The organism is Modicisalibacter radicis (assembly GCF_900961225.1).
In the GTDB taxonomy this organism is placed as follows: domain Bacteria; phylum Pseudomonadota; class Gammaproteobacteria; order Pseudomonadales; family Halomonadaceae; genus Modicisalibacter.
In genome coordinates, this window is record NZ_CAAHFN010000076.1 from 221120 (window position 1) to 241684 (window position 20565).

Below are 20565 nucleotides of genomic sequence, written 5' to 3' on the forward strand. Positions count from 1 at the left end.
CGGCCACGTTGGATGAATTCAATCCGATGTTTTCAGTGCGTCAGCGACGACGCCATCCGCGGCATCGAGATCGGCATGTGCGGCCCAGCCCCGGCGCCAGCCATCGATCAGCTCACGCTGGTGCGGCTGCAGCGCCTGGTAGCCCCAGGCGGCGATCTCGGCATCCTGCGGGTCGGCCACGTCGATGGCGCTGCCGGCCAGCCGGGCGATGACCGCATGGCCGCACAGCGGCACATAGCCCTCGGAATAGCCGCCCTCGTGGATCATCACCAGGCGCCCCTCGCAGAACCGCTGGGCCAGGCCCTTGAGCTGCGCGGTCAGCGCCGCGAAGGCGCTGCTGTTGAGCAGCATCTTGCCCAGCGGGTCCTTGCCGCAGGCGTCAAAGCCGCAGGCGACGACGATCAGCTCGGGCCGGAACGCCGCGAGCGCTGGCAACACCAAACGCTGCATGGCGTAGCGATAGGCCCCGACGCCGCAACCCGGCGGCAGCGGCAGGTTTAGGTTGCTCCCCGACCCCGCCCCTTTACCCTGCTCGTCGAACTCACCAGTGTCCAGCGGGTAGCTGCCGGCCTGGTGCAGCGAGATCGTCAGCACGTCAGGATCGTCGTAGAACGCCGCCTGGCTGCCGTTGCCGTGATGCACGTCCCAGTCGAGGATGGCGACCCGCCCCACCTGGCCCAGCGCGCGAGCGCGTCGCACCGCAACGGGAATGTTGCCCAGCAGGCAGAAACCGCGCCCGCGATCGGCCTCGGCATGGTGTCCGGGCGGGCGGCACAGCGCATAGGCGTTGCTCCGCCGACCCCGTGCCACGTCCTCGATGGCAGCGATCGCCAGCCCGGCGGACTGCTTCGCCGCCGCCAGGCTGCCGGCGGTATACGGCGCGCAATCGCCGCCGTCGCCCAGGCCACGCCGGCTGCCGGCCTCGAGCTCGTCCAGGTAGCGTGGTGTATGGAAACGCTCGAGATCCTCGCGGGTGGCCGGCGGTGACTTGCCGACCGTCAGCTCATCGATCAGCCCCGAGACCTCGAGCAGGTTCTTGAGCCGGCGCTTGCTTTCCGGGCTCTCCGAGGCCGGCTGCGGCTGCAGGTACGCGCCGGGCGCCGAGAACACCCCGATCGCTCCCGGGTCGTGCCAGAAGCAGCGTTCGTGCCAGTAGAAACCGGTCGCCTTAGAGCCAGTCATGAAGCGCCCCGCTCGTCCGCCAGGCACTCCCAGACCTCGATCGCCGCGGCCAGGTCCTCGAGCGAGGCGCCGACCGACTTGAACACGGTGATCGCCCGGTCGTCGCTGCGCCCGGGCCGCTCGCCACGCAGCAATTCGGCCAGTTCGCCACGGATCGAGGCGAACTCGAAGGCGCCCTCCTCGATCGCCTGATGGATGTCGCCGGCCTCGCCCTTGGCGCCAGCATAGGTATCGACGAACACTTCGCCGCGGGTCAGGCAGGTGGCGTCGCTCTCGCGCATGCTCGGCCGGAAGGCGCCGACCAGATCGAGGTGCGCGCCGGGCTTGAGCCATTCGCCACGCACCAGTGGTTCGCTGGAGAGCGTCGCGCAGCTGACGATGTCGGCCTCACCCACCGCCGCGGCCAGGTCCTCGGCCGCGGCGCAATCGAAGCGCGTGGCGTACTCCTCGGCCAGGCGCGCCGCCTTCTCCGGGTTACGGCCCCAGATGCGTACACGCTTGATCGGGCGCACCGCGGCGTGCGCCTCGATCAGCATCGGCGCCAGCTTGCCGGTGCCGACGACCAGCAGCGATTCGGCCTCGGCGCGGGCCAGTTCGCGACAGGCCAGCGCCGAGGCCGCCGAAGTCCGCCGGCGGGTCAGTTCGCTGCCCTCGATGCACGCCAGCGGCTGGCCGTGCTCGCCCTCGCAGAGCAGATAGACCCCGGCGATCGCCGGCAGCCCGTGTTCGGCATTCTGCGGGAACACGTTGACCATCTTCATGCCGATGTAGCCGTCCTTTTCCCACGCCGGCATCAGCAGCATGGTCGCCTCGCCGTCGCCGCGCTGCATGGCGTGATGGTGGCGCGGCGGCGCCTCGACTCCCTCGACGAAGCAGCGCGCCAGGCGATCGACCAGCGGTACCCAGGGCATCGCCCCGGCCACCTCCCGGGCGGTAATCATGCGCATGTCAGCTCTCCGTCCGGGCCGCCGTCACCATGATCTCGACCTTCCACTCCGGCTTGGCCAGTCGGGCCTCGACACAGGCGCGCACCGGCGGCCGCCCCGGCACGACCCAGGCATCCCAGGCGGCGTTCATGGCGTCGAATTCGGCCATGTCGGTGACCCAGATGGTCGCCGACAGCAGATGATCCTTGGCCGAGCCGGCCTGCTTCAGCTTGGCCTCGATGGTTTCGAGCACCTGACGGGTCTGGCCCTGCATGTCGGCGCTCGCATCGTGCGGCACCTGGCCGGCCAGATAGACGGTGCCGTTGTGCACGGTGACCTGGCTCATGCGCTGGTTGGCGTCGGTGTATTCGATGGGCATGGCGTGTTTCCTCGCAGGTTGAATGAAACGATGAATGAAACGTTCGACGGCGCGCTACGTGTCGGTTCGGGCTGCGTGGAAACCGCGCAGCAACGCGGCGAGATTGTGCGCCAGGCTGGCCGTCGGATAGCCGCCCTCCTGAACCAGCACGCAGGGTAGCTCGAGCGTGGCCAGCCGTGCGCCAAGCGGCATGAAATCGGCGGTTTCCAGGCTCAGACCGGCCAGCGGATCGTCCTTGTGGGCATCGAGGCCCAGCGCGATGACCACGGCTTCCGGCGCGAAGGCCTGCATGCCATTCAGCAGGCGCTCGAGAGCGTCGAGAAAAATGCTGCCGTCACTCCCGATAGATAACGGTATATTCAGATTGCACTCCAGCCCTTCGCCCTCGCCGCGCTCGTCGGCACCGCCCCAGAAGAACGGGTAGAAGCCGCTGGGGTCGGCATGCAGCGAGCCGGTCCAGACGTCGCCGCGGGCGTAGAAGATATCCTGGGTGCCATTGCCATGATGCAGGTCGACATCGACGATGGCGACCCGCGCGAAGCGTTCACGCAGCACGCTCGCCGCGAGCGCCGAATTGTTGAGAAAGCAGAACCCGCCGGCGCGCTCCGGCCCGGCATGATGACCCGGCGGCCGGCATAGCGCGTAGGCCGCGTCGGCGCCGTCGAGCACCGCCCCGGCGGCGGCCTCGGCGCTCGCCGCGCTGGCCAGGATACCGGCGAAGCTGTCGGCGCCGATCGGACAGGCCATGTCGTGCATGTGCCAGCCGGCCTGGCCGATCGGATGCTCCGGGTAATGGTGGCCGCCGCCGGTGGGATGCACGTTGGGCGCGACCCGTTCGGCGGCGCCCGGCAGTGCCTGCCAGCGGGCGTGGATGGTCTCGAGAAAGGTCAGGTAACGCGACGTGTGGATGCGCGCCAGCCGCTCGCGCAGGCGCGGCGTGCCCGCCGCCTCGGGCGCCTCGAGACGACCGCCGGCGACAGCGATGGCCCGGGAAAGCAGCTCGGCGCGCACCGGGCCCTCGGGCGATGGCGCTGGCGCGCCGCGCAGCAGGAAGGTCTCGGGGGCATGGCGGTCCTGCCAGGCCGAATAGAAGTAACGCATGCTCACCTCGCGCGGCGCCTGTCGGTGGGAGGCTCGTCGACCACCCCGGGGATCGTCGCCAGAATCGCCGTTACGTCGTCGCCGCGACGCCGCCCCAGCGCCCAGTAGACGGTGAAGACCAGCAGTCCGATGGCCAGCCATGGCAGATAGACGGCGAGAGTCGAGAGTTCGGCGAAGTTGCCACTGAACAGTGCCCCCCAGTTGGCAGCCTGGAAGAGGATCGCCGACGAGCCGAGCACACCGACCCCGATCGGCAGCCAGAACCAGCCGCCCGGCTGGAACGCGGCCCGCGCCCGGATGTCCGCACGCCGGAGATAGACGTAGCCCACCGTCAGCGACACCGTCAGGTAGGCGATCAGATAGCTGAACGTGGCGATCGACAGCGCCTGATCGAGACCGGCCGACCAGAAGATCAGCGCCGAGGAGACGATATACAGCGTCAACAGCGACCAGTGCGGGGTATGAAAGCGCCGGCTGACCACCGAGAAGCACTGCGGAAAGACTTCGTCCCAGGCCCAGGCATAGGGCATCTTGATCGCCGCGGCCATCACCGCGTGGACGCTCGACGCCGTCGCCAGAAGCCCGCCGAAGGCGACGATCGCCGTGCCGTATTCGCCGAGGAACGCCTGCGAGGCGGTCGCCAGCGGACGCTCCGACTCGGCCAGCACGCGATAGTCCTCGACGACGCCGTAGAGCACCACGGCAGTCAACAGGTACAGCGCGATGAGGATGCCGGTGCCGCCGACCATCGCCAGCGGCAGGTTGCGCTGCGGGCGCTTCACCTCCGCGCCCATCTGGGCCGCCACGGCAATACCGATGTAGGCGTAGAACATGGGCACCGTGGCCGCCGCCAGCCCCGACACGCCGCCGGTGAAGAACGGCTGGTAATTGGCCATCCGGATATGGCCGATGCCCGGCAGCACCAGCACCAGCACGGAGACGATCAGCATCAGGAAAATCACGTTCTGGACCACGCTGTAGCTCTTGGTGCCGACCAGGTTGACCAGGAACAGCACGCTCAGCAGCACGAAGCCCGCCATCGCCGGATCCACCGCCGGATAGAAGACCTTGAGATAGCTGCCGAAGCCCAGCGCCAATACCGCATCGGCGGCCATGTAGCCCAGCCACTTCGACCAGGTTACGACGAAGCCGGGCAGGCGGTTGTCGAAGGTGCGCGAGATGTAGGTGTAGGCCCCGCCCGCGCCCGGGAACACGCTGGCGATCCAACTGTAATTGGTGGCGATCGCCATCGCCAGTATTCCGGTCGCCACGACCACCACGATGATGCTCGGCCCGGTGGTGGAGCTGGCCGTGCCCAGGGTGACGAACAGTCCCGCGCCCAGGGTGCCGGCGACCACCGTGGCGATCGCTCCGGTGAGCCCCATGCTGCGCTCGAGATGATGAGATCTGGCCGTCGATATCGGGCTCATGGCGATCCCTCCTGGATCGTTGTTGTATTTGGCCTCGCCGTCAGGCTAGACGAGTCGTGGCCTCGCCGCCTCATCCGACCCGCTGGCCTCCTCAATCGAGCAGGCTTGGAATCCAGGTCGACAGCGCCGGGAACAGCGCCAGCACCACCACCACGCTGATGAACGCGGCGTAGAACGGCAGCGAGGCAATGATCGCCCGTTCGTAGGGCACCTGGGCGATCCGCGCCGCGGTCATCAACGTCATGCCCACCGGTGGCGTGACGTTGGCGATGTTCAGCGTGACGATCATGACGATGGCGAAGTGCAGCGGGTCGAAGCCCAGGCTGACCATCGCCGGCACCACCACCGGGCCGATCACCACCAGCGCCGGCAACACGTCCATCACCGTGCCGATGACGATCAGCAGCAGGCAGACCAGCATGATCTGAACGAAGGCCACGTCGCTCAGCGTGGTGATCAGTTCGGCGGCGTCGCGGGCGATCCCCGAGCGGGTGACGAACCAGCCGAGCACCGCCGAAGTGGCGAGCAGGAAGAACACCACCCCCGAAAAGCGTACCGTGGTGACCAGCGCGTCCCACACCTTGCGCAGCGTCAGGTTGCGGTAGAACACGAAGCCGATGGCGATCGCGTAGACCGCGGCGAACCCCGACGCCTCGGTGATGGTGGTCAACCCCGAGAGGATGCCACCGAGGATGATCAGCGGCACCAGCAGCGCCGGCAGCGCCGACAGGAAGGCCAGCACCGCCACCTTGAGCGGCGTGGCGCCCTGCTTGGGATAGCCGCGCATCCACGAGATGACGATGCTGACGATCAGCAGCGCCACGGTCATCAGTACCCCCGGCAGGATGCCGCCGGCGAACAGATCGATCACCGAGATGTCCCGAAGCAGCGTGGCGTAGACCACCATCACCACGCTGGGCGGAATGATCGGCCCGATGATCGACGAGCAGGCGGTGATCGCCGCAGCGTACTCGGCGTCGTAGCCCTGTTTCTTCATCTCGGGGATCATGATCTTGCCGATCGCCACGGTATCGGTGATCGCCGCGCCGGTGAGGCCGGCGAAGAACAGCGACACGGTGACGTTGACGTGGCTCAGCGCGCCGCGCACCCGACCCAGCAGCGCATTGTTGAAGGTGATCAGCTTCTGCGTCAGCCCGCCCTGGTTCATCAGCTCGGCGGTGAAGATGAAATACGGCACGGCGATCAGCATGTAGCCGGAGACTCCGGAGAACATGCGGTCGGCGATGATCCCCACCATCCGCTCGCCGCCCAGCGAATAGACGCCGGCAACGCCCGAGATCGCCATCACCACGGCGACCGGTGCGCCGATCAGCAGTACCGCCAGGAAGGCCACGATCGCAACGCTCATGGCCGGACCTCGCGATTGCTCTTCAGTTCGGCAGCGTCCGTTCCGGCGTCGCCCAGCGCCTCGTCGATCAGCGCATTCTCGTCGCTGAAATGCTCGAGCAGCTCGAAGCCATAGACCAGATGCAGCAGGAAGATCAGTCCGGTGAGCGGCACGGTCACCGCCGTCCAGTGATAAGAAATCTGAATATTGTCGGAGACCATGTAGACCTGGGTGGCGTTCAGGAAGTATCCCCAGCCGTACCAGATCATCAGCAGCGCGAAGAACGCCATCACCGCCAGCGAAGCGATTGCAGCGACCTTGACCAGCGGCGCGGGCAGCAGCCTGACCAGCAGCGTCATCGCCACGTGCTCGCCGGAGCGCAGCGCGATGGTGATCGAGATCAGGCCGATCCACGGCAGGAACAGCCGGGCCAGCGAGTAGGTCCAGCTCAACGCCGAACCGGTGACCAGGGTATACAGGAAGCCGACGAAGGAGATCGCCAGCATGCCCAGCACGCAGCCCACACAGAGCACGGTGCAGGCCGTGTTGACGACGTCGCTGAGGCGGCGCGCGGTTGCCAGTATCGCCATGGAATCGCCCCGAATGCTGCACAGGCAGCGCGGATAGGTAGCGACCGGGCTCGCGCCCGGCCGGCGGCTTGGTCGGCGCCGCGGCTTACTGACCGTAGCGCTGGTACGCCTCATTGGGCAGCGATTCGCCCAGCGACTCGACCTCGGCGAGCATGTCGTCGACCAGCTGCGCATCCATGCCGTACTCGCCGACGATCCACTCTTTCCACGCCGGGCGGGCGATCTCGGCCATCTTGTTACGCTCCTCGGCGGGCATGATGTAGCACTCCTCGAACAGCTCGCAGGACTTCTGCCAGCTGGCCGTGGCCAGCGCCGCCGAGGCGCCGTGGCTGAGGGCTATCGCCTCCCGGGCCGACTCGGTGATCGCCCGCTGGTACTCTTCCGGCAATGCCTGGTACCAGGCTTCGCTGACCACCCAGCTTGCGCTGTTGTAGACGTGGCCGGTGAGCGTGGTGTAGTCGGTGACCTCGTCGAGGCCGTAGGTGGTGTTGATCACCGGGGCGTTGAACTGGCCGTCGGCGAGGCCGGTTTCCAGCGCGGTGATCAGCTCGCCCCACGGCAGCGGCGTGGCCGAGGCGCCCAGCGCACGCATGGTGGCGACGTGGGCGGGGTTCTCCTCGGTACGGATATTGAGTCCCTCGAGGTCATCGACGGTCTTGATCAGGCGCTCGTTGTTGGTGAAGGCGACGAAGCCGCCGCCGTCGTCGAAGGTGCCCAGGTAGCGCATGTCGGCAGCTTCGACGGTGCCCTTCATGAAGTTGGCGAACCACTCGCCGTCGAAGAACGCCCAGGCCTGACGCCAGTTGTTGAACAGAAACGGCGCGGTGACCACCTGGTAATCGCCATAGAACGACGACATCGCCCCCGAGGTGAGAATCGTCGACTGCAGGGCACGGCCGCCGGACTGCACCTGAGAGCCGGTCTCCACTTCCGACCCCAGCTGGCCGCTGCCGAAGATCGAGACCGCGACCTCGCCATCGGTACGCGACTCGACCAGCTCCTTGAAGTGGACCAGGGCCGGATAGATGCTGTTGTTGGTCAGGTTTTCGGGAATCAGCGTGGCGATCGCCATCTCGTATTCCTGGGCCTGAACGGCCGTGCTCAGCGAGAGGGCTAGCGGCAGTGCGGCGAGCGCGGTGCCGCCGGCAACGAGTTTACCTGGGGACATGAGAGGTTCCTTGCTTGGCTTGTTGTTGTTGCGTTCGGCGAGAACGATTGTCTTTCAGACTAGCCAATCAAGGCACCCACGACTTGCCCGGGGCTCGGCAGTTTTTGCCCGAGACTCTGGAGACGTGCCGTGCGCGGCATACGAAAGCGCCAAGCCGAGCAGCAGGCAATGGCTGCCGGTGCTGCTATCGGGCCCTCGTGATAACAGGCCCTAGGACCCTGCAGAGGATTTGTTCATGCGAGCCGGCAGCCAGTGGCGCGGCCAACGCGCCATGATGGCGATGAGGACCACCGCGAATGCCAGTCGCCCCCAGAGTACCGCCCATAGATCCGCCCCCAGCAACAGAATCAGCAAGGTGTCCTCGATCACGCTGTGACAGAGCCCCAGAAAGCACAGTGCCAACACGCTATCACGCCTGCCCATGGCACCGCTGTCCACGTCACGAATCAGCAACCCTGCGCCATAGGTGAGCCCCAGAGTCGCGCCAATGACTGTTACATTGGCCGCCGCTCCCCCGATACCGAGCGTTCTCAGTAATGGTGTCAGCGCCATGTGAATCAGGCGCTCAATACCCAGCCACCTGAGCACGACAAGCAATGCCATCAAGGCGAGGATAATCAGAAAGGCCATCGTCAAGGTTTCTAGCTGGCTCAGCAGCCAACCATCCAGCCCCGATGCCACGGGCTCCGGTCGCCACACCAGTTCGACCTGGCGAGTATCACCCAGCAGGCGATAGCAAATGGCGAGCAGCGCCGCAAACAGCAGCGCGCCTCCCATGCGCAGAACAACAGTCGCTGACCAGGGAACTCCGGCCCTGCGTGCAACGGCTCCTTCCACCGGCAGCGAATGCCCGATCAGCAACAATCCACTGAAGACACTGATCTGCGCCACGCTGAGCGGCATGTCGCCCGCAATCTCGAAGAACACCACCATACCGGTGAAGATATTAGTCAACAGCGTCGCGGCCCAGACGACTCCCAACTCGGGAGGCAAACCCAGTAGTTGCATCAGAGGCGCCAACAGATAACCCAACCAGACCGTCGCGCCAAGTTCGTCGAGAATCTTGACCACGATCAGTGCCGGGACCAGCACCTTCAGCAAAGCACCATAGACTCTGAATACATCGCGCAGGAATCCGCCCACACGGCCAACAGCGCCGGATGACATATTGCCTCCGATATCCATTAATGATGACTGATGGTATCAGCAAGACTGCAAAATCTTCCGTCGAATACCGATTCTTCGATATATTTTATATTGTTTTTCTTTGAAAAAGTGCAGATTATTGATTGCAGCTACGAGAGGAGAGTCTCGAGGCACAAGCCGCAAGCGACACTCCTGAATTCGTTACCCAAGGATTCCATCATGGACGCCATCGATCATCGCCTGCTGGCCCAGTTGCAACAGGACGCCAGCCTCACCAATCAGGCGCTGGCGGATATCGTGGGGCTATCCCCCTCAGCCTGCCTCAAGCGCGTCAAGAGACTGTGGGACAGTGGCATCATCGAGCGCCAGGTAGTGCTGGTCGATCCCGCTGCAGTGGGCTTGTGCATGCATATGGTGGTCGAGGTCACCATGGAGAGGGACCGCAAGGACCTTTATGCCCGTTTCCTGAAACGGGCGATGGCTATCCAGGAGGTCAAGCAGTGCTATCAGGTCACCGGGGAAGTCGACTTTGTATTGATCGTCGAAGTCCCCGATATGGATGCCTATGATCGATTCTGCGATGAACTGCTCTACGTCGATGATAATGTCAGGAAGTTTCGCACCTTGATCTCCCGCGACCGCAAAAAGTTCGACACCGCGATTCATCGGCTGCCATGAATCACGTCCCCAGGCCTATGCCGCTACGAGTCAATCGGCGGTGGCGATTTCCAAGCCCTCACGGGTGACTTCCGCCACCAGCTCCAGTTCTTCGGGGGTGATCACGTAGGGTGGCACCCAGTAGATCACGTTGCCCAGCGGGCGCAGCGCAGCATGACGCCACGCGACAACGCATGACGGAACACCCGAAGCCCGCGCCGCTCGCGGAAATCGTAGGGGCTCAGACTCTCCTTGCATTGTCGAGTGTACTGTCGTGATGGGAGCGTGGCCCCTTACGCACGGCGGTACGACTCAAGGCTGCGCCGCCGCATCGGTCACCATGGCATCGATACGGGCTCGCGCCATGCTCTCCTGGATCGCCGCCTCGCAGGCAGCATCATCGGCTCCCTCGCGCTGTTCGGGGTGCAGCCCGAGGCGTTCGAACAAGCGTCGATCATGGTTGGCCTGGGGATTCTGGGCGGTCAGCAGACGCTCGCCGTAGAAGATCGAGTTGGCCCCGGCGAAGAACGCCATGGCCTGGGTCTCGTCGCTCATCAATTCACGGCCGGCGGCAAGGCGCACATGGGAGCCCGGCATCAGGATACGGGCCACGGCGACGGTGCGGATGAAGTCGATGGGATCGAGATCCTCGACATGCTCCAGCGGCGTTCCCTGAATCCGGATCAGCATGTTGATCGGTACGCTCTCGGGGTGCGCCGGCAGGTTGGCGAGTTGCTGCAGCAACCCCGCGCGATCGTCGGCATTTTCGCCCATGCCGAGAATGCCACCGCAACAGACCTTCATCCCGGATTGGCGTACGTGATCGAGGGTTTCGAGCCGATCCGCGTAGGTACGCGTGGTGATGATCTCGCCGTAGTATTCCGGCGAGGTATCGAGGTTGTGGTTGTAGTAGTCGAGTCCGGCTTCGCTGAGTCGTTCGGCCTGGTCCCGGGTCAGCATGCCGAGGGTCATGCAGGTTTCGAGTCCCAGTTTCCGCACGCCGCGTACCATCTCCAACACGTAAGGCATGTCCTTGGCGCTCGGGTGTTTCCACGCCGCGCCCATGCAGAAGCGACTGGCGCCGACCGCCCTGGCCTTGCGCGCCTCCTCCAGCACGGCTTCGACCTGCATCAGCTTCTCGCGCTCGAGCCCGGTGTTGTAATGCCCCGACTGCGGGCAGTACTTGCAATCTTCGGGACAGGCGCCGGTCTTGATCGAGAGCAGCGTGGAGATCTGCACGGCATTGGGATCGAAGTGCCGTCGATGCACGCCTTGAGCCCGAAACAGCAGCTCATTGAACGGCAATTCCAGCAGCGCCTGGATCTCTTCCCGCCGCCAGTCGTGGCGCGTGAGCGTTTTCTGCGCTTGCGTCGTCTGTAGTCGAGCCATCGTTACAGTCAACCTTATTCAACTTAACAAGTTGACTATATGATCTCACCCCACGTAGTCAACCACAACTCAAGTGTAGGTTGACAGAATATAGAAACGCCTTGCCGGATCTATGCGATTCTCGGCACCGGTATCCAGATACAGCAATCAGTGTCGCCGATGCAGCGACGGCGGCACCCCGTAGGTGCGCCGATAGGCACGCGAGAAACTGCCCTGATCGAGGAAGCCGACCTCGGCGGCGATGGCGCCCAACGAGCGCGAGGTGCGTTCGATCAAGCCGCGGGCATGGGCCAGGCGGCGCTGCTGGACGTAGGCCTGCGGGGTCATGCCCAGCAATTCGCGGAAACAGGCGTGGAAATGCCCCGGGCTCAGGGCGCATAGCGCGGCGAGATCGTCGACGCGAATCGGCTCGCCCAGGTGAGCATCGACGTAGTTCTCGATGCGCGCCAGTTCGATGCGCGCGCGTCCCTCGCTGCATGCCGAAGCCGGCACCAGCGTCTCGTCGTGCAGATTGAGATACAACGCGCGCAGGATCAGCGTGGCGATCTCGCCGTGCAGCGCGGGCTGCATGGCGACCTGGGGCAGAAGCCCCTCGGCCAGCCGGTGAAGCTCGGGAGGAACGGTAAAGAACCGCGGGCTCTCGAACAGCCGCTCGACCTCGCCGGCGCACGACGTCAACGCCAGATTGTCCAGCGGCACGTCGAGCACCAGGGTCTGGTTCTGGCCGTCGCCGGTGTATTCATGGTGGTAGGTGGACGGAATCAGGCAGCCACGCTCGCGGGTGATCCGCTCGCCGCGGCCCTCGATGGTCAGTTCTGTCACGCCCGACGTCGCCAGGATCAGCTGGTGAAAGACATGCTCGTGGGCGATGTATTGCGGAGTCAGCGTGCAGCTGCGCAGATTGAAGAATGCCATGACATTGCCGGTTCCAGGGTGGTCGACCGAGGCCAATGCTTAACCATACTCCCGCCGGCCCGGTGACAGAAGCCGACGGAAATTCCACGTTCTACGCCCGAGTGTTAGCAGTTGCCCTTCTTGGCCTGACCCGGCGGGCAGAAATTGCCGTGCCCCTGCCCATGGTCGCTATCACGATCATGGTCGTGATGACCGTCACCCACCTCGACGATCGGTTCCGGATGGATTCGAGCCGGCGTGTAGCTGCACCCGGCCACGGTCAATCCAGCCAGCAGGACGGCGGTCATGGGCATCCACTGTCGCATGAGGTTCTCCCTTTTTTCGTACGGGGTTCGTATGAGAAGCGCCTGCCAGCTTATCCGCAAACACACTGTTACCGGGAGTCGCAGAAGGGCGACAAAGAGTGGCGACAGCGAGCGGCTATGAAAGAAGTACCGGAAGTGACAGGGGTGCGACCAAAGCTCTACTTTACGTTAACGTAAACCAAAACTAAGCTGGCTGAAAATGAAACGGAGCGCCGGCCAACGCCGTCCCCGAGACATCAGGAGTCGACCATGCACGCCCCCTATTCGCCGCTGGATTTCGGTCTCGATGAAACCCTCGACATGCTGCGCGATCAGGTCAACGCCTTCGCCCGCGACGAGATCGCCCCGCGTGCCGCGCAGATCGATCACGACAACGTCTTCCCCGAGGACCTGTGGCGCAAGTTCGGCGACATGGGCCTGCTCGGCATCACCGTCCCGGAAGAAGACGGCGGCAGCGGCATGGGCTATCTCGCCCACTGCATCGCCATGGAGGAGATCTCGCGGGCCAGCGCCTCGGTGGGGCTCTCCTACGGCGCGCATTCCAACCTGTGCGTCAACCAGATCAAGCTCAACGGCAGTGCCGAACAGAAAGCCAGGTACCTGCCCGGGCTGATCAGCGGCGAGCAGGTCGGCGCGCTGGCGATGTCCGAGCCCGGCGCCGGCTCCGACGTGGTGTCGATGAAGCTGCGCGCCGAGAAGCGCGGCGACAAGTACGTGCTCAACGGCAACAAGATGTGGATCACCAACGGCCCCGACGCCCACGTGCTGGTGGTCTACGCCAAGACCGACCCGGACGCCGGCTCCAAGGGCATCACCGCTTTCATCGTCGAGCGCGACTGCCCGGGCTTCTCCACCGCGCAGAAGCTCGACAAGCTGGGCATGCGCGGCTCCAACACCTGCGAGCTGGTGTTCGAGGACTGCGAGGTACCCGCCGAGAACATCCTCGGCGAGGAAAATCGCGGCGCCAAGGTGCTGATGAGCGGGCTGGATTTCGAGCGCACCGTGCTCGCCGCTGGCCCCATCGGCATCATGCAGGCGGCGATGGACGTGGTGGTGCCCTACATCCACGAGCGCAGGCAGTTCGACCAGCCGATCGGCGAGTTCCAGCTGGTCCAGGGCAAGGTCGCCGACATGGTCACCACGCTGAACGCCTGCCGCGCCTATCTATATGCCGTGGCCGGTGCCTGCGACCGGGGCCGGGCGTCGCGCAAGGACGCCGCCGGGGTGATTCTCTATTGCGCCGAGAAGGCCACCCAGGTCGCGCTCGACGCCATCCAGCTGCTCGGCGGCAACGGCTATATCAATGAATACCCCACCGGGCGGTTGCTGCGCGACGCCAAGCTCTACGAGATCGGCGCGGGAACCAGCGAGATACGACGGATGCTGATCGGGCGCGAGATCTTCAATGAATCGGCGTAAACCCAGCGGTAAGCCATAAGTTTTAAGCTGTAAGTAACTGCATTGAGGTTTTTCTTACAGCTTCCGGCTTATAGCTTATAGCTCATCTCGGAGAGATGAATGGCTATTTTGCAGACCCAGATCAACCCGCGCAGCGAGGCCTTTCAGACCAACGCCAAGGCATTGCGCGGCGAGGTCGACAAGCTGCGCGAACTGACCGCGCGCATCGCCCGGGGCGGCGGCGACAAGGCCCGCGAACGCCACGAATCCCGCGGCAAGCTGTTCGTGCGCAACCGTATCGATCATCTGCTCGACGAGGGCTCGGCGTTTCTCGAGATCGGCGCGCTGGCCGCCCATGAGGTCTACGGCACGGATGTGCCGGCCGCCGGGGTGGTGGCGGGGATCGGCCGGGTCTCCGGCGTCGAGTGCGTGATCGTCGCCAACGACGCCACGGTCAAGGGTGGCACCTACTTTCCGCTGACCGTGAAGAAGCACCTGCGCGCCCAGGAGATCGCCCGCAAGCACCGCCTGCCGTGCATCTACCTGGTCGACTCCGGCGGCGCCCACCTGCCCCACCAGGACGAGGTATTCCCCGACCGCGACCACTTCGGGCGCATCTTCTACAACCAGGCCACGCTCTCCGCCGAGGGCATCCCGCAGATCGCCGTGGTGATGGGCTCGTGCACCGCCGGCGGCGCCTACGTGCCGGCGATGGCCGACGAATCGATCATCGTGCGCAACCAGGGCACCATCTTCCTCGGCGGCCCGCCGCTGGTGAAGGCCGCCACCGGCGAGACGATCAGCGCCGAGGATCTGGGCGGCGCCGACGTGCACGCCAAGATCAGCGGCGTCGCCGACCACTACGCCGACAACGACGCCCACGCCCTGCAACTGGCGCGCCGTGCGGTGTCGCGGCTGAACTGGCGCAAGCACGGCGAGCTGGCGATGCGGGAATCCAGGTCGCCGCGCCTCGATCCCGAAGAGATTTACGGCATCGTGGGTACCGACCTCAAGAAACCCTATGACGTGCGCGAGGTGATCGCGCGGCTGGTCGACGATTCCGACTTCGATGAGTTCAAGCGCTACTACGGCGACACCCTGGTCACCGGCTTCGCCCACCTGCACGGCCACCCGGTGGGCATCGTCGCCAACAACGGCGTGCTGTTCTCGGAGTCGGCGCAGAAAGGCGCGCATTTCATCGAACTGTGCGCCCAACGCAAGATCCCGCTGGTGTTCCTGCAGAACATCACCGGCTTCATGGTCGGCTCCAAGTACGAGCAGCAAGGCATCGCCAAGCACGGCGCCAAGCTGGTCACCGCGGTGGCCTGCGCCAGGGTGCCCAAGTTCACGGTGCTGATCGGCGGCAGCTTCGGTGCCGGCAACTACGGCATGTGCGGGCGCGCCTATGAACCCAACCTGCTGTTCATGTGGCCAAACGCGCGCATTTCGGTGATGGGCGGCGACCAGGCCGCCAATGTGCTGGCCCAGGTCAAGCGCGAGCAGTTCGAGCGAAGCGATGAAGATTGGAGCGCCGACGACGAGGCCGCCTTCAAGGCGCCGATTCGCGACCAGTACGAACACCAGGGCCACCCGTTTTATGCCAGCGCGCGGCTATGGGACGACGGCGTGATCGACCCGCTACAGACCCGCGACGTGCTGGGCCTGGCGTTGAGCGCGGCGATGAATGCCGAGATCGAAGATACGAAGTTCGGCGTGTTCCGGATGTGAGCCCCTTGCTGCGCAAGGGGAGCTATAAGCTTGAAGCTGTAAGCTGGAAGTTTCCGCCGCACGCTTCGAAGGCCTAACTGGGGTTCTTACAGCTTAAAGCTTACGGCTTACAGCTTTACCGATGAGGCCGCTGTATATGACAGACACAACAAGCTTTGCAAAGCTTCGGATCGATCCCCGCGGCGTCGCCTGGCTGACGCTCGACAAGCCCGACGTGCACAACGCCTTCGACGACGCGCTGATCGGCGAGCTCAACGCGCACCTCGACCGCCTGCATGACGCCGCCGAGCGTGGCGAGGTGCGCGTGGTTGTGCTGGGCTCCGAGGGCAAGCACTTCTCCGCCGGGGCCGACCTGAACTGGATGAAGCGCATGGTCGACTACGGCTTCGACGCCAACCTCGATGATTCCCGCCAGTTGTCGCGGCTGATGCAACGCCTCGACACCCTGCCCTGCCCCACGGTCTGCCGGGTGCAAGGCGCGGCCTACGGTGGCGCGGTGGGTCTGGCCGCCTGCTGCGACCTGGTGATCGCCTCCGAGGCGGCGCGCTTCTGCCTCTCCGAGGTCAGGATCGGCCTGTCGCCGGCGGTGATCAGCCCCTACGTGCTGCGCGCCATCGGCCAGCGTCAGATGCGCCGCTACGCACTGACCGCCGAGGTCATGGACGTGACTACCGCCCAGACACTGGGGCTGGTCCATGAAGTGACCGGCAAGCAGGAACTCGACGAGCGGGTGGCAGTTTACGTCGACACCCTGCTCGACGCCTCGCCCCAGGCCAGCCGTGCCACCAAGGCCCTGCTCGCCGAGGTAGCCCGCGAGCCGGACTCGAACGCCACCTGCGAGCGCTGCTGTCGCACCATCAGCGAGCTGCGCGTCAGCGACGAGGGTCAGGAAGGCCTGGCCGCCTTCTTCGACAAGCGCGCCCCCGCCTGGCAGCGCGGCGGCGACCCCAGCGACGACAGCCATGACAAGGAGCCGCGCTCATGAGCCTGGCCAACGCACCGCGAGCGCTGAACAAACTGCTGATCGCCAATCGCGGCGAGATCGCCTGTCGGGTGATCCGCACCGCGCGCCGCCTGGGGCTCGCCAGCGTGGCGGTGTATTCCGATGCCGACGCCCTGGCGCGTCACGTGCGCGAAGCCGACGAAGCAATACGCATCGGCCCCGCCGCCGCCCGCGACAGTTACCTGAACGTCGAAGCGGTCATCGACGCCGCCCGGCGCACCGGCGCCGACGCCATCCACCCGGGCTACGGCTTCCTTTCCGAGAACGCCAACTTTGTCGCCGCCTGCGAGACGGCCAGCATCGTCTTCGTCGGCCCGCCGGCCAGCGCCATCGCCGCGATGGGCGACAAGTCCGCCGCCAAGGCGCGCATGGATGCCGCCGGCGTGCCGCTGGTGCCCGGCTACCATGGCGACGACCAGGCGGACGCGCATTTGCAGGCCGAGGCCGAACGCATCGGCTACCCGGTGCTGCTCAAGGCCAGTGCCGGCGGCGGTGGCAAGGGCATGCGCGTGGTCGAACGCGGCGCCGATTTCCAGACCGCGCTGGACGGCTGCCGGCGCGAGTCGCAGGCCGCCTTCAACGACGACCGCATGCTGATCGAGAAATACCTGACCCAGCCGCGCCACGTCGAGGTCCAGGTGTTCTGCGACAGCCAGGGCAACGGCGTCTACCTGTTCGAGCGCGACTGCTCGGTGCAGCGCCGGCATCAGAAGGTGCTGGAAGAGGCACCCGCGCCGGGGATGAGCGAGGCGCTGCGCCGCGAGATGGGTGACGCCGCGGTGCGCGCCGCCCAGGAGATCGGCTACGTGGGTGCCGGCACCGTCGAGTTTCTTTTGGACCCTTCACAGGGTCAGGATGGTGCTTTCTACTTCATGGAGATGAACACCCGCCTGCAGGTCGAGCACCCGGTCACAGAGATGATCACCGGCGAGGACCTGGTCGAGTGGCAGCTGCGCGTCGCCGCCGGCCTGCCGCTACCCAAGAAGCAAAGCGAACTGACCATCAGCGGTCACGCCTTCGAAGCGCGGCTCTACGCCGAGGACCCGGAGCAGGATTTCCTGCCGGCAACGGGCACGCTCGTGCGCTTCGGGCTGGACCTGACCGGTGCGGGGCTGGGCGCCGAACGCGTGCGCCTCGACAGCGGCGTCGAAGCCGGCGATGCGGTCTCGATGCACTACGACCCGATGCTCGCCAAGCTGATCGTCCACGGCTACGACCGCGCCCAGGCGCTGGCCACGCTCAACCGCGCGCTGGCCGCGCTGGATGTCAGCGGCGTCGTCACCAACCGCGCCTTTCTGCAACGCCTGGCGAGCCACCCGGCGTTCGCCGGGGCCGAACTCACTACCCGCTTCATCGAGCACCACGAGCAGGCGCTGTTCGCCCCGACCGCGCTCGACGAGGCCGATTACGCACGGGCCGCACTGGTCGCGCTGGACTGCCTGCACAGCGAGGCCGCCAATGACTCGCCCTGGCAGCGCCGCGACGGCTGGCGGCTCAACGCCCCCGCCCGCCTGCGCATCGCCCTCGCCGCGCCGGCGCACGGCCGCGACACTGCCGCGATCGTCACCGTTCTCGCCGAACGCGAACCGAACCGGGGCGACTGGCGCCTGACGGTGCGCGACCGTCGCTTCAGCGGGAATCTGCAACGCCTGGATGGCGACGGCGTCGCACTGACCCTCGACGGCCATCGCCGCCGCCTGCTGGCGCGCCGCGACCGCGACAGCCACGGCGAGACGCTGGTACTCGCCGATGCCCACGGCGAGAAACGCCTCGCCTGGCGCCGACTCGACGCCGTCGACCACGGCCAGCACGAAGTCGACGCCACCCTCACCGCACCGATGCACGGCACCGTGGTCGCGCTGCTGGTCGAGCCCGGCCAGCGCGTCGACAAGGGCACGCCGTTGATGGTGATGGAAGCGATGAAGATGGAGCACACCCTGAGCGCCCCCGCCGACGGTGCGGTCGAAGCGTTCCACTTCGCCGCCGGCGACACAGTGGGACAAGGAGACGTACTGCTGGAATTTCAGGCAGGAGACCACTGATGGCGTTTCCCAAACAGATACGCGTCGTCGAAGTCGGCCCCCGCGACGGCCTGCAGAACGAACCCGAGCCGATCGACACCGCCACCAAGCTGGAACTGATCGATCGCCTCGGCGCGGCAGGCATCCGACATATCGAGGCGGCCAGCTTCGTCTCGCCCAGGTGGGTACCGCAGATGGCCGATCACCGCGAAGTGATGACCGGCCTCACCCATCGGCCCGGCGTGGTCTACTCCGCCCTCACCCCTAACCTAAAGGGGCTGGAAGCCGCACTGGAATGCGGCGCCGAGGAAGTCGCGGTGTTCGGCGCTGCCAGCGAGGCCTTCTCGCAGAAGAATATCAACTGCTCGATCGCCGAATCGCTGCAACGCTTCGAACCGGTACTGAAACGCGCCAAGGCCGCCAACGTCCGCGTACGCGGTTACGTCTCCTGCGTGCTCGGCTGCCCCTATGAAGGCGAGATCACGCCGGCCAAGGTCGCCGACGTCTCGAAGGCGCTGTATGACATGGGCTGCTACGAGGTCTCGCTCGGCGACACCATCGGCACCGGCACCCCGCTCAAGGCCAAGCGCATGATCGAAGCCGTCAGCCGCGAGATCCCCATGGACAAGCTCGCCGCCCACTTCCACGACACCTACGGCCAGGCACTCGCCAATCTCTATGCCGTGCTGGAAGAAGGCATCTCGGTCATCGACAGCTCCGTCGCCGGCCTTGGCGGCTGCCCCTATGCCAAAGGGGCCTCCGGCAACGTCGCCAGCGAGGACGTGGTGTATCTACTGGATGGGCTGGGTATCGAGACGGGAATCGACCTGAATAAGCTGGCAGGAACCGGCACCTGGGTCACCCAGGCTATTGGGCGCCCGAACCGGTCGAAGGTGGGCGTGGCAATGGCGGCCAAGTAAGTGCGCAGCTGGAAATAATCGATGCTCAGTTGCCAACCGAGGCGCAGTAGCGCTTTGGTCTATTGGCTCGGGCGTGGCCGCGCTTGAACCTGTCTCGTCTGATCGGCCGCTCGAGAGCGCGTAAAATGCATGGTCCCTCATCAGTCACGCATTCTGCGAAGGCCGCTCGCGCGCAGCCGTGGCGCGCCCTGGAGCCTGATTGGAAGGTGTATTCACTGGGCGCATACGACGGGTCTTCTCTGAGCCCATCCATATAGACGGTAAGGTCCAAGCGCGAAGATCGCCAACCTTGACTTAGGAAATGATCGTTACCTATAATTTGACTATGAATACACCAATCATCAATGCGAAAAAAAGCCCCAGAGGGCGGCCACGTGAGTTCGATATAGACCAGGCACTGGATGCCGCATTGATCGTATTCCGCGAGCGTGGGTACAACGCTACGTCCATTTCGGACTTGCGTGCTGCCATGGGACTAACCGCCGGCAGTCTGTACAAGGCATTCAAGGACAAGCGAGCGATCTTCATAGCTGCATTGGATCGCTATATCCAGTCACGCGAAGTGGAGCTCGCCCGCCACCTTGAGTCGGCGCAAACTGGCCGCGAAAAAGTATTGGCCACCCTGCGCTGCTACGGTGATGTCTCGCATGACGTTGAGGGCCGGCGTGGTTGCCTAGTGTTGGGTGGACTGACTGATATCGACACATTCGATGCTAAATTGGCACATCGCTTCCGCCAAGCCCTCTCGCGTATCGAGCACCTGTTCGCTGGCTTCATAGAGCTGGGCGTTCAGGACGAGTCCTTGCCGAATCATCTCGATGTCGAGATGTCGGCCCGTTACCTGCTTTGCATGGTGGAAGGCATGCGTGTATTGGGCAAGCGCGGGGCGAACGCGGCCGAAATCGAAGGTATTGTCCTACAGGCCATGCGCAGTCTCGATTAATTTTTTTGCCCTATTA

19 protein-coding genes are annotated in these 20565 nt (G+C 65.1%); 7 read left to right on the forward strand and 12 right to left on the reverse strand.

Annotation, left to right across the window (positions count from 1 at the left end; genetic code table 11):
• Positions 1 to 18: 18 nt before the first annotated feature.
• The 9 genes from HR9077_RS15050 to HR9077_RS15090 all read right to left on the reverse strand — a co-directional run bounded on the left by HR9077_RS15050 (position 19) and on the right by HR9077_RS15090 (position 9291).
• The gene (locus HR9077_RS15050; RefSeq protein WP_136067808.1) at positions 19 to 1182 is read right to left on the reverse strand and encodes a class II histone deacetylase; all 1164 of its coding nucleotides are present in this window, start codon (positions 1180 to 1182) and stop codon (positions 19 to 21) included.
• Positions 1179 to 2129: a bifunctional Delta(1)-pyrroline-2-carboxylate/Delta(1)-piperideine-2-carboxylate reductase gene (gene lhpI, locus HR9077_RS15055; protein ID WP_136067809.1), complete on the reverse strand. Its 951-nt coding sequence runs from the start codon at positions 2127 to 2129 to the stop codon at positions 1179 to 1181. The genes HR9077_RS15050 and lhpI overlap by 4 nt, the downstream gene beginning before the upstream one ends.
• Before the next feature lies 1 nt (position 2130).
• A complete protein-coding gene (locus tag HR9077_RS15060; protein WP_136067810.1) occupies positions 2131 to 2487 on the reverse strand; it encodes a RidA family protein in 357 nt (118 codons plus the stop codon).
• Positions 2488 to 2541: 54 nt separating this feature from the next.
• On the reverse strand, positions 2542 to 3588 hold the full coding sequence (locus HR9077_RS15065) for a histone deacetylase family protein (RefSeq protein WP_136067811.1): 1047 nt from the start codon (positions 3586 to 3588) through the stop codon (positions 2542 to 2544).
• Between the two features lie 2 nt (positions 3589 to 3590).
• Entirely contained in the window at positions 3591 to 5018 is a 1428-nt protein-coding gene (locus HR9077_RS15070) for an APC family permease (protein ID WP_210725934.1), read from the reverse strand.
• Positions 5019 to 5109: 91 nt separating this feature from the next.
• Positions 5110 to 6387 carry a TRAP transporter large permease gene (locus HR9077_RS15075; RefSeq protein ID WP_136067812.1) on the reverse strand — a complete coding sequence of 426 codons (1278 nt, stop codon included), beginning with the start codon at positions 6385 to 6387 and terminating at the stop codon, positions 5110 to 5112.
• On the reverse strand, positions 6384 to 6956 hold the full coding sequence (locus HR9077_RS15080) for a TRAP transporter small permease (RefSeq protein ID WP_136067813.1): 573 nt from the start codon (positions 6954 to 6956) through the stop codon (positions 6384 to 6386). Before HR9077_RS15080 ends, HR9077_RS15075 begins: the two co-directional genes overlap by 4 nt.
• Before the next feature lie 85 nt (positions 6957 to 7041).
• On the reverse strand, positions 7042 to 8124 hold the full coding sequence (locus HR9077_RS15085; RefSeq protein ID WP_136067814.1) for a TRAP transporter substrate-binding protein: 1083 nt from the start codon (positions 8122 to 8124) through the stop codon (positions 7042 to 7044).
• Positions 8125 to 8334: 210 nt separating this feature from the next.
• Positions 8335 to 9291, reverse strand: coding sequence for a nucleoside recognition domain-containing protein (locus tag HR9077_RS15090; RefSeq protein ID WP_136067815.1), 957 nt, complete (start codon positions 9289 to 9291; stop codon positions 8335 to 8337).
• 198 nt (positions 9292 to 9489) lie between these two features.
• Between HR9077_RS15090 and HR9077_RS15095 the strand changes: the two genes are divergently transcribed.
• Positions 9490 to 9948 (forward strand): Lrp/AsnC family transcriptional regulator, encoded by a 459-nt coding sequence (locus HR9077_RS15095; protein ID WP_136067816.1) that lies wholly within the window; start codon positions 9490 to 9492, stop codon positions 9946 to 9948.
• A gap of 291 nt (positions 9949 to 10239) precedes the next feature.
• Here HR9077_RS15095 and bioB read toward each other — a convergent pair whose 3' ends face one another.
• The 3 genes from bioB to HR9077_RS15115 all read right to left on the reverse strand — a co-directional run bounded on the left by bioB (position 10240) and on the right by HR9077_RS15115 (position 12536).
• The gene (gene bioB, locus HR9077_RS15105) at positions 10240 to 11316 is read right to left on the reverse strand and encodes a biotin synthase BioB (RefSeq protein ID WP_136067817.1); all 1077 of its coding nucleotides are present in this window, start codon (positions 11314 to 11316) and stop codon (positions 10240 to 10242) included.
• 147 nt (positions 11317 to 11463) lie between these two features.
• Positions 11464 to 12231 carry an AraC family transcriptional regulator gene (locus HR9077_RS15110; RefSeq protein ID WP_136067818.1) on the reverse strand — a complete coding sequence of 256 codons (768 nt, stop codon included), beginning with the start codon at positions 12229 to 12231 and terminating at the stop codon, positions 11464 to 11466.
• A gap of 104 nt (positions 12232 to 12335) precedes the next feature.
• Entirely contained in the window at positions 12336 to 12536 is a 201-nt protein-coding gene (locus tag HR9077_RS15115) for a hypothetical protein (RefSeq protein ID WP_136067819.1), read from the reverse strand.
• A gap of 249 nt (positions 12537 to 12785) precedes the next feature.
• Here HR9077_RS15115 and HR9077_RS15120 point away from each other — a divergent pair, with 249 nt between their 5' ends.
• The 6 genes from HR9077_RS15120 (at position 12786) to HR9077_RS15145 (ending at position 20549) form a co-directional block, all read left to right on the forward strand.
• Positions 12786 to 13955 carry an isovaleryl-CoA dehydrogenase gene (locus HR9077_RS15120; RefSeq protein WP_136067820.1) on the forward strand — a complete coding sequence of 390 codons (1170 nt, stop codon included), beginning with the start codon at positions 12786 to 12788 and terminating at the stop codon, positions 13953 to 13955.
• Between the two features lie 99 nt (positions 13956 to 14054).
• On the forward strand, positions 14055 to 15662 hold the full coding sequence (locus HR9077_RS15125; RefSeq protein WP_136067821.1) for a carboxyl transferase domain-containing protein: 1608 nt from the start codon (positions 14055 to 14057) through the stop codon (positions 15660 to 15662).
• Positions 15663 to 15798: 136 nt separating this feature from the next.
• The gene (locus HR9077_RS15130; protein ID WP_136067822.1) at positions 15799 to 16647 is read left to right on the forward strand and encodes an enoyl-CoA hydratase-related protein; all 849 of its coding nucleotides are present in this window, start codon (positions 15799 to 15801) and stop codon (positions 16645 to 16647) included.
• Positions 16644 to 18707, forward strand: coding sequence for an acetyl/propionyl/methylcrotonyl-CoA carboxylase subunit alpha (locus tag HR9077_RS15135; protein ID WP_136067823.1), 2064 nt, complete (start codon positions 16644 to 16646; stop codon positions 18705 to 18707). Before HR9077_RS15130 ends, HR9077_RS15135 begins: the two co-directional genes overlap by 4 nt.
• Entirely contained in the window at positions 18707 to 19606 is a 900-nt protein-coding gene (locus tag HR9077_RS15140; protein WP_136067824.1) for a hydroxymethylglutaryl-CoA lyase, read from the forward strand. The genes HR9077_RS15135 and HR9077_RS15140 overlap by 1 nt, the downstream gene beginning before the upstream one ends.
• Positions 19607 to 19907: 301 nt before the next feature.
• Positions 19908 to 20549 carry a TetR/AcrR family transcriptional regulator gene (locus HR9077_RS15145; protein WP_210725935.1) on the forward strand — a complete coding sequence of 214 codons (642 nt, stop codon included), beginning with the start codon at positions 19908 to 19910 and terminating at the stop codon, positions 20547 to 20549.
• Positions 20550 to 20565 lie beyond the last annotated feature (16 nt).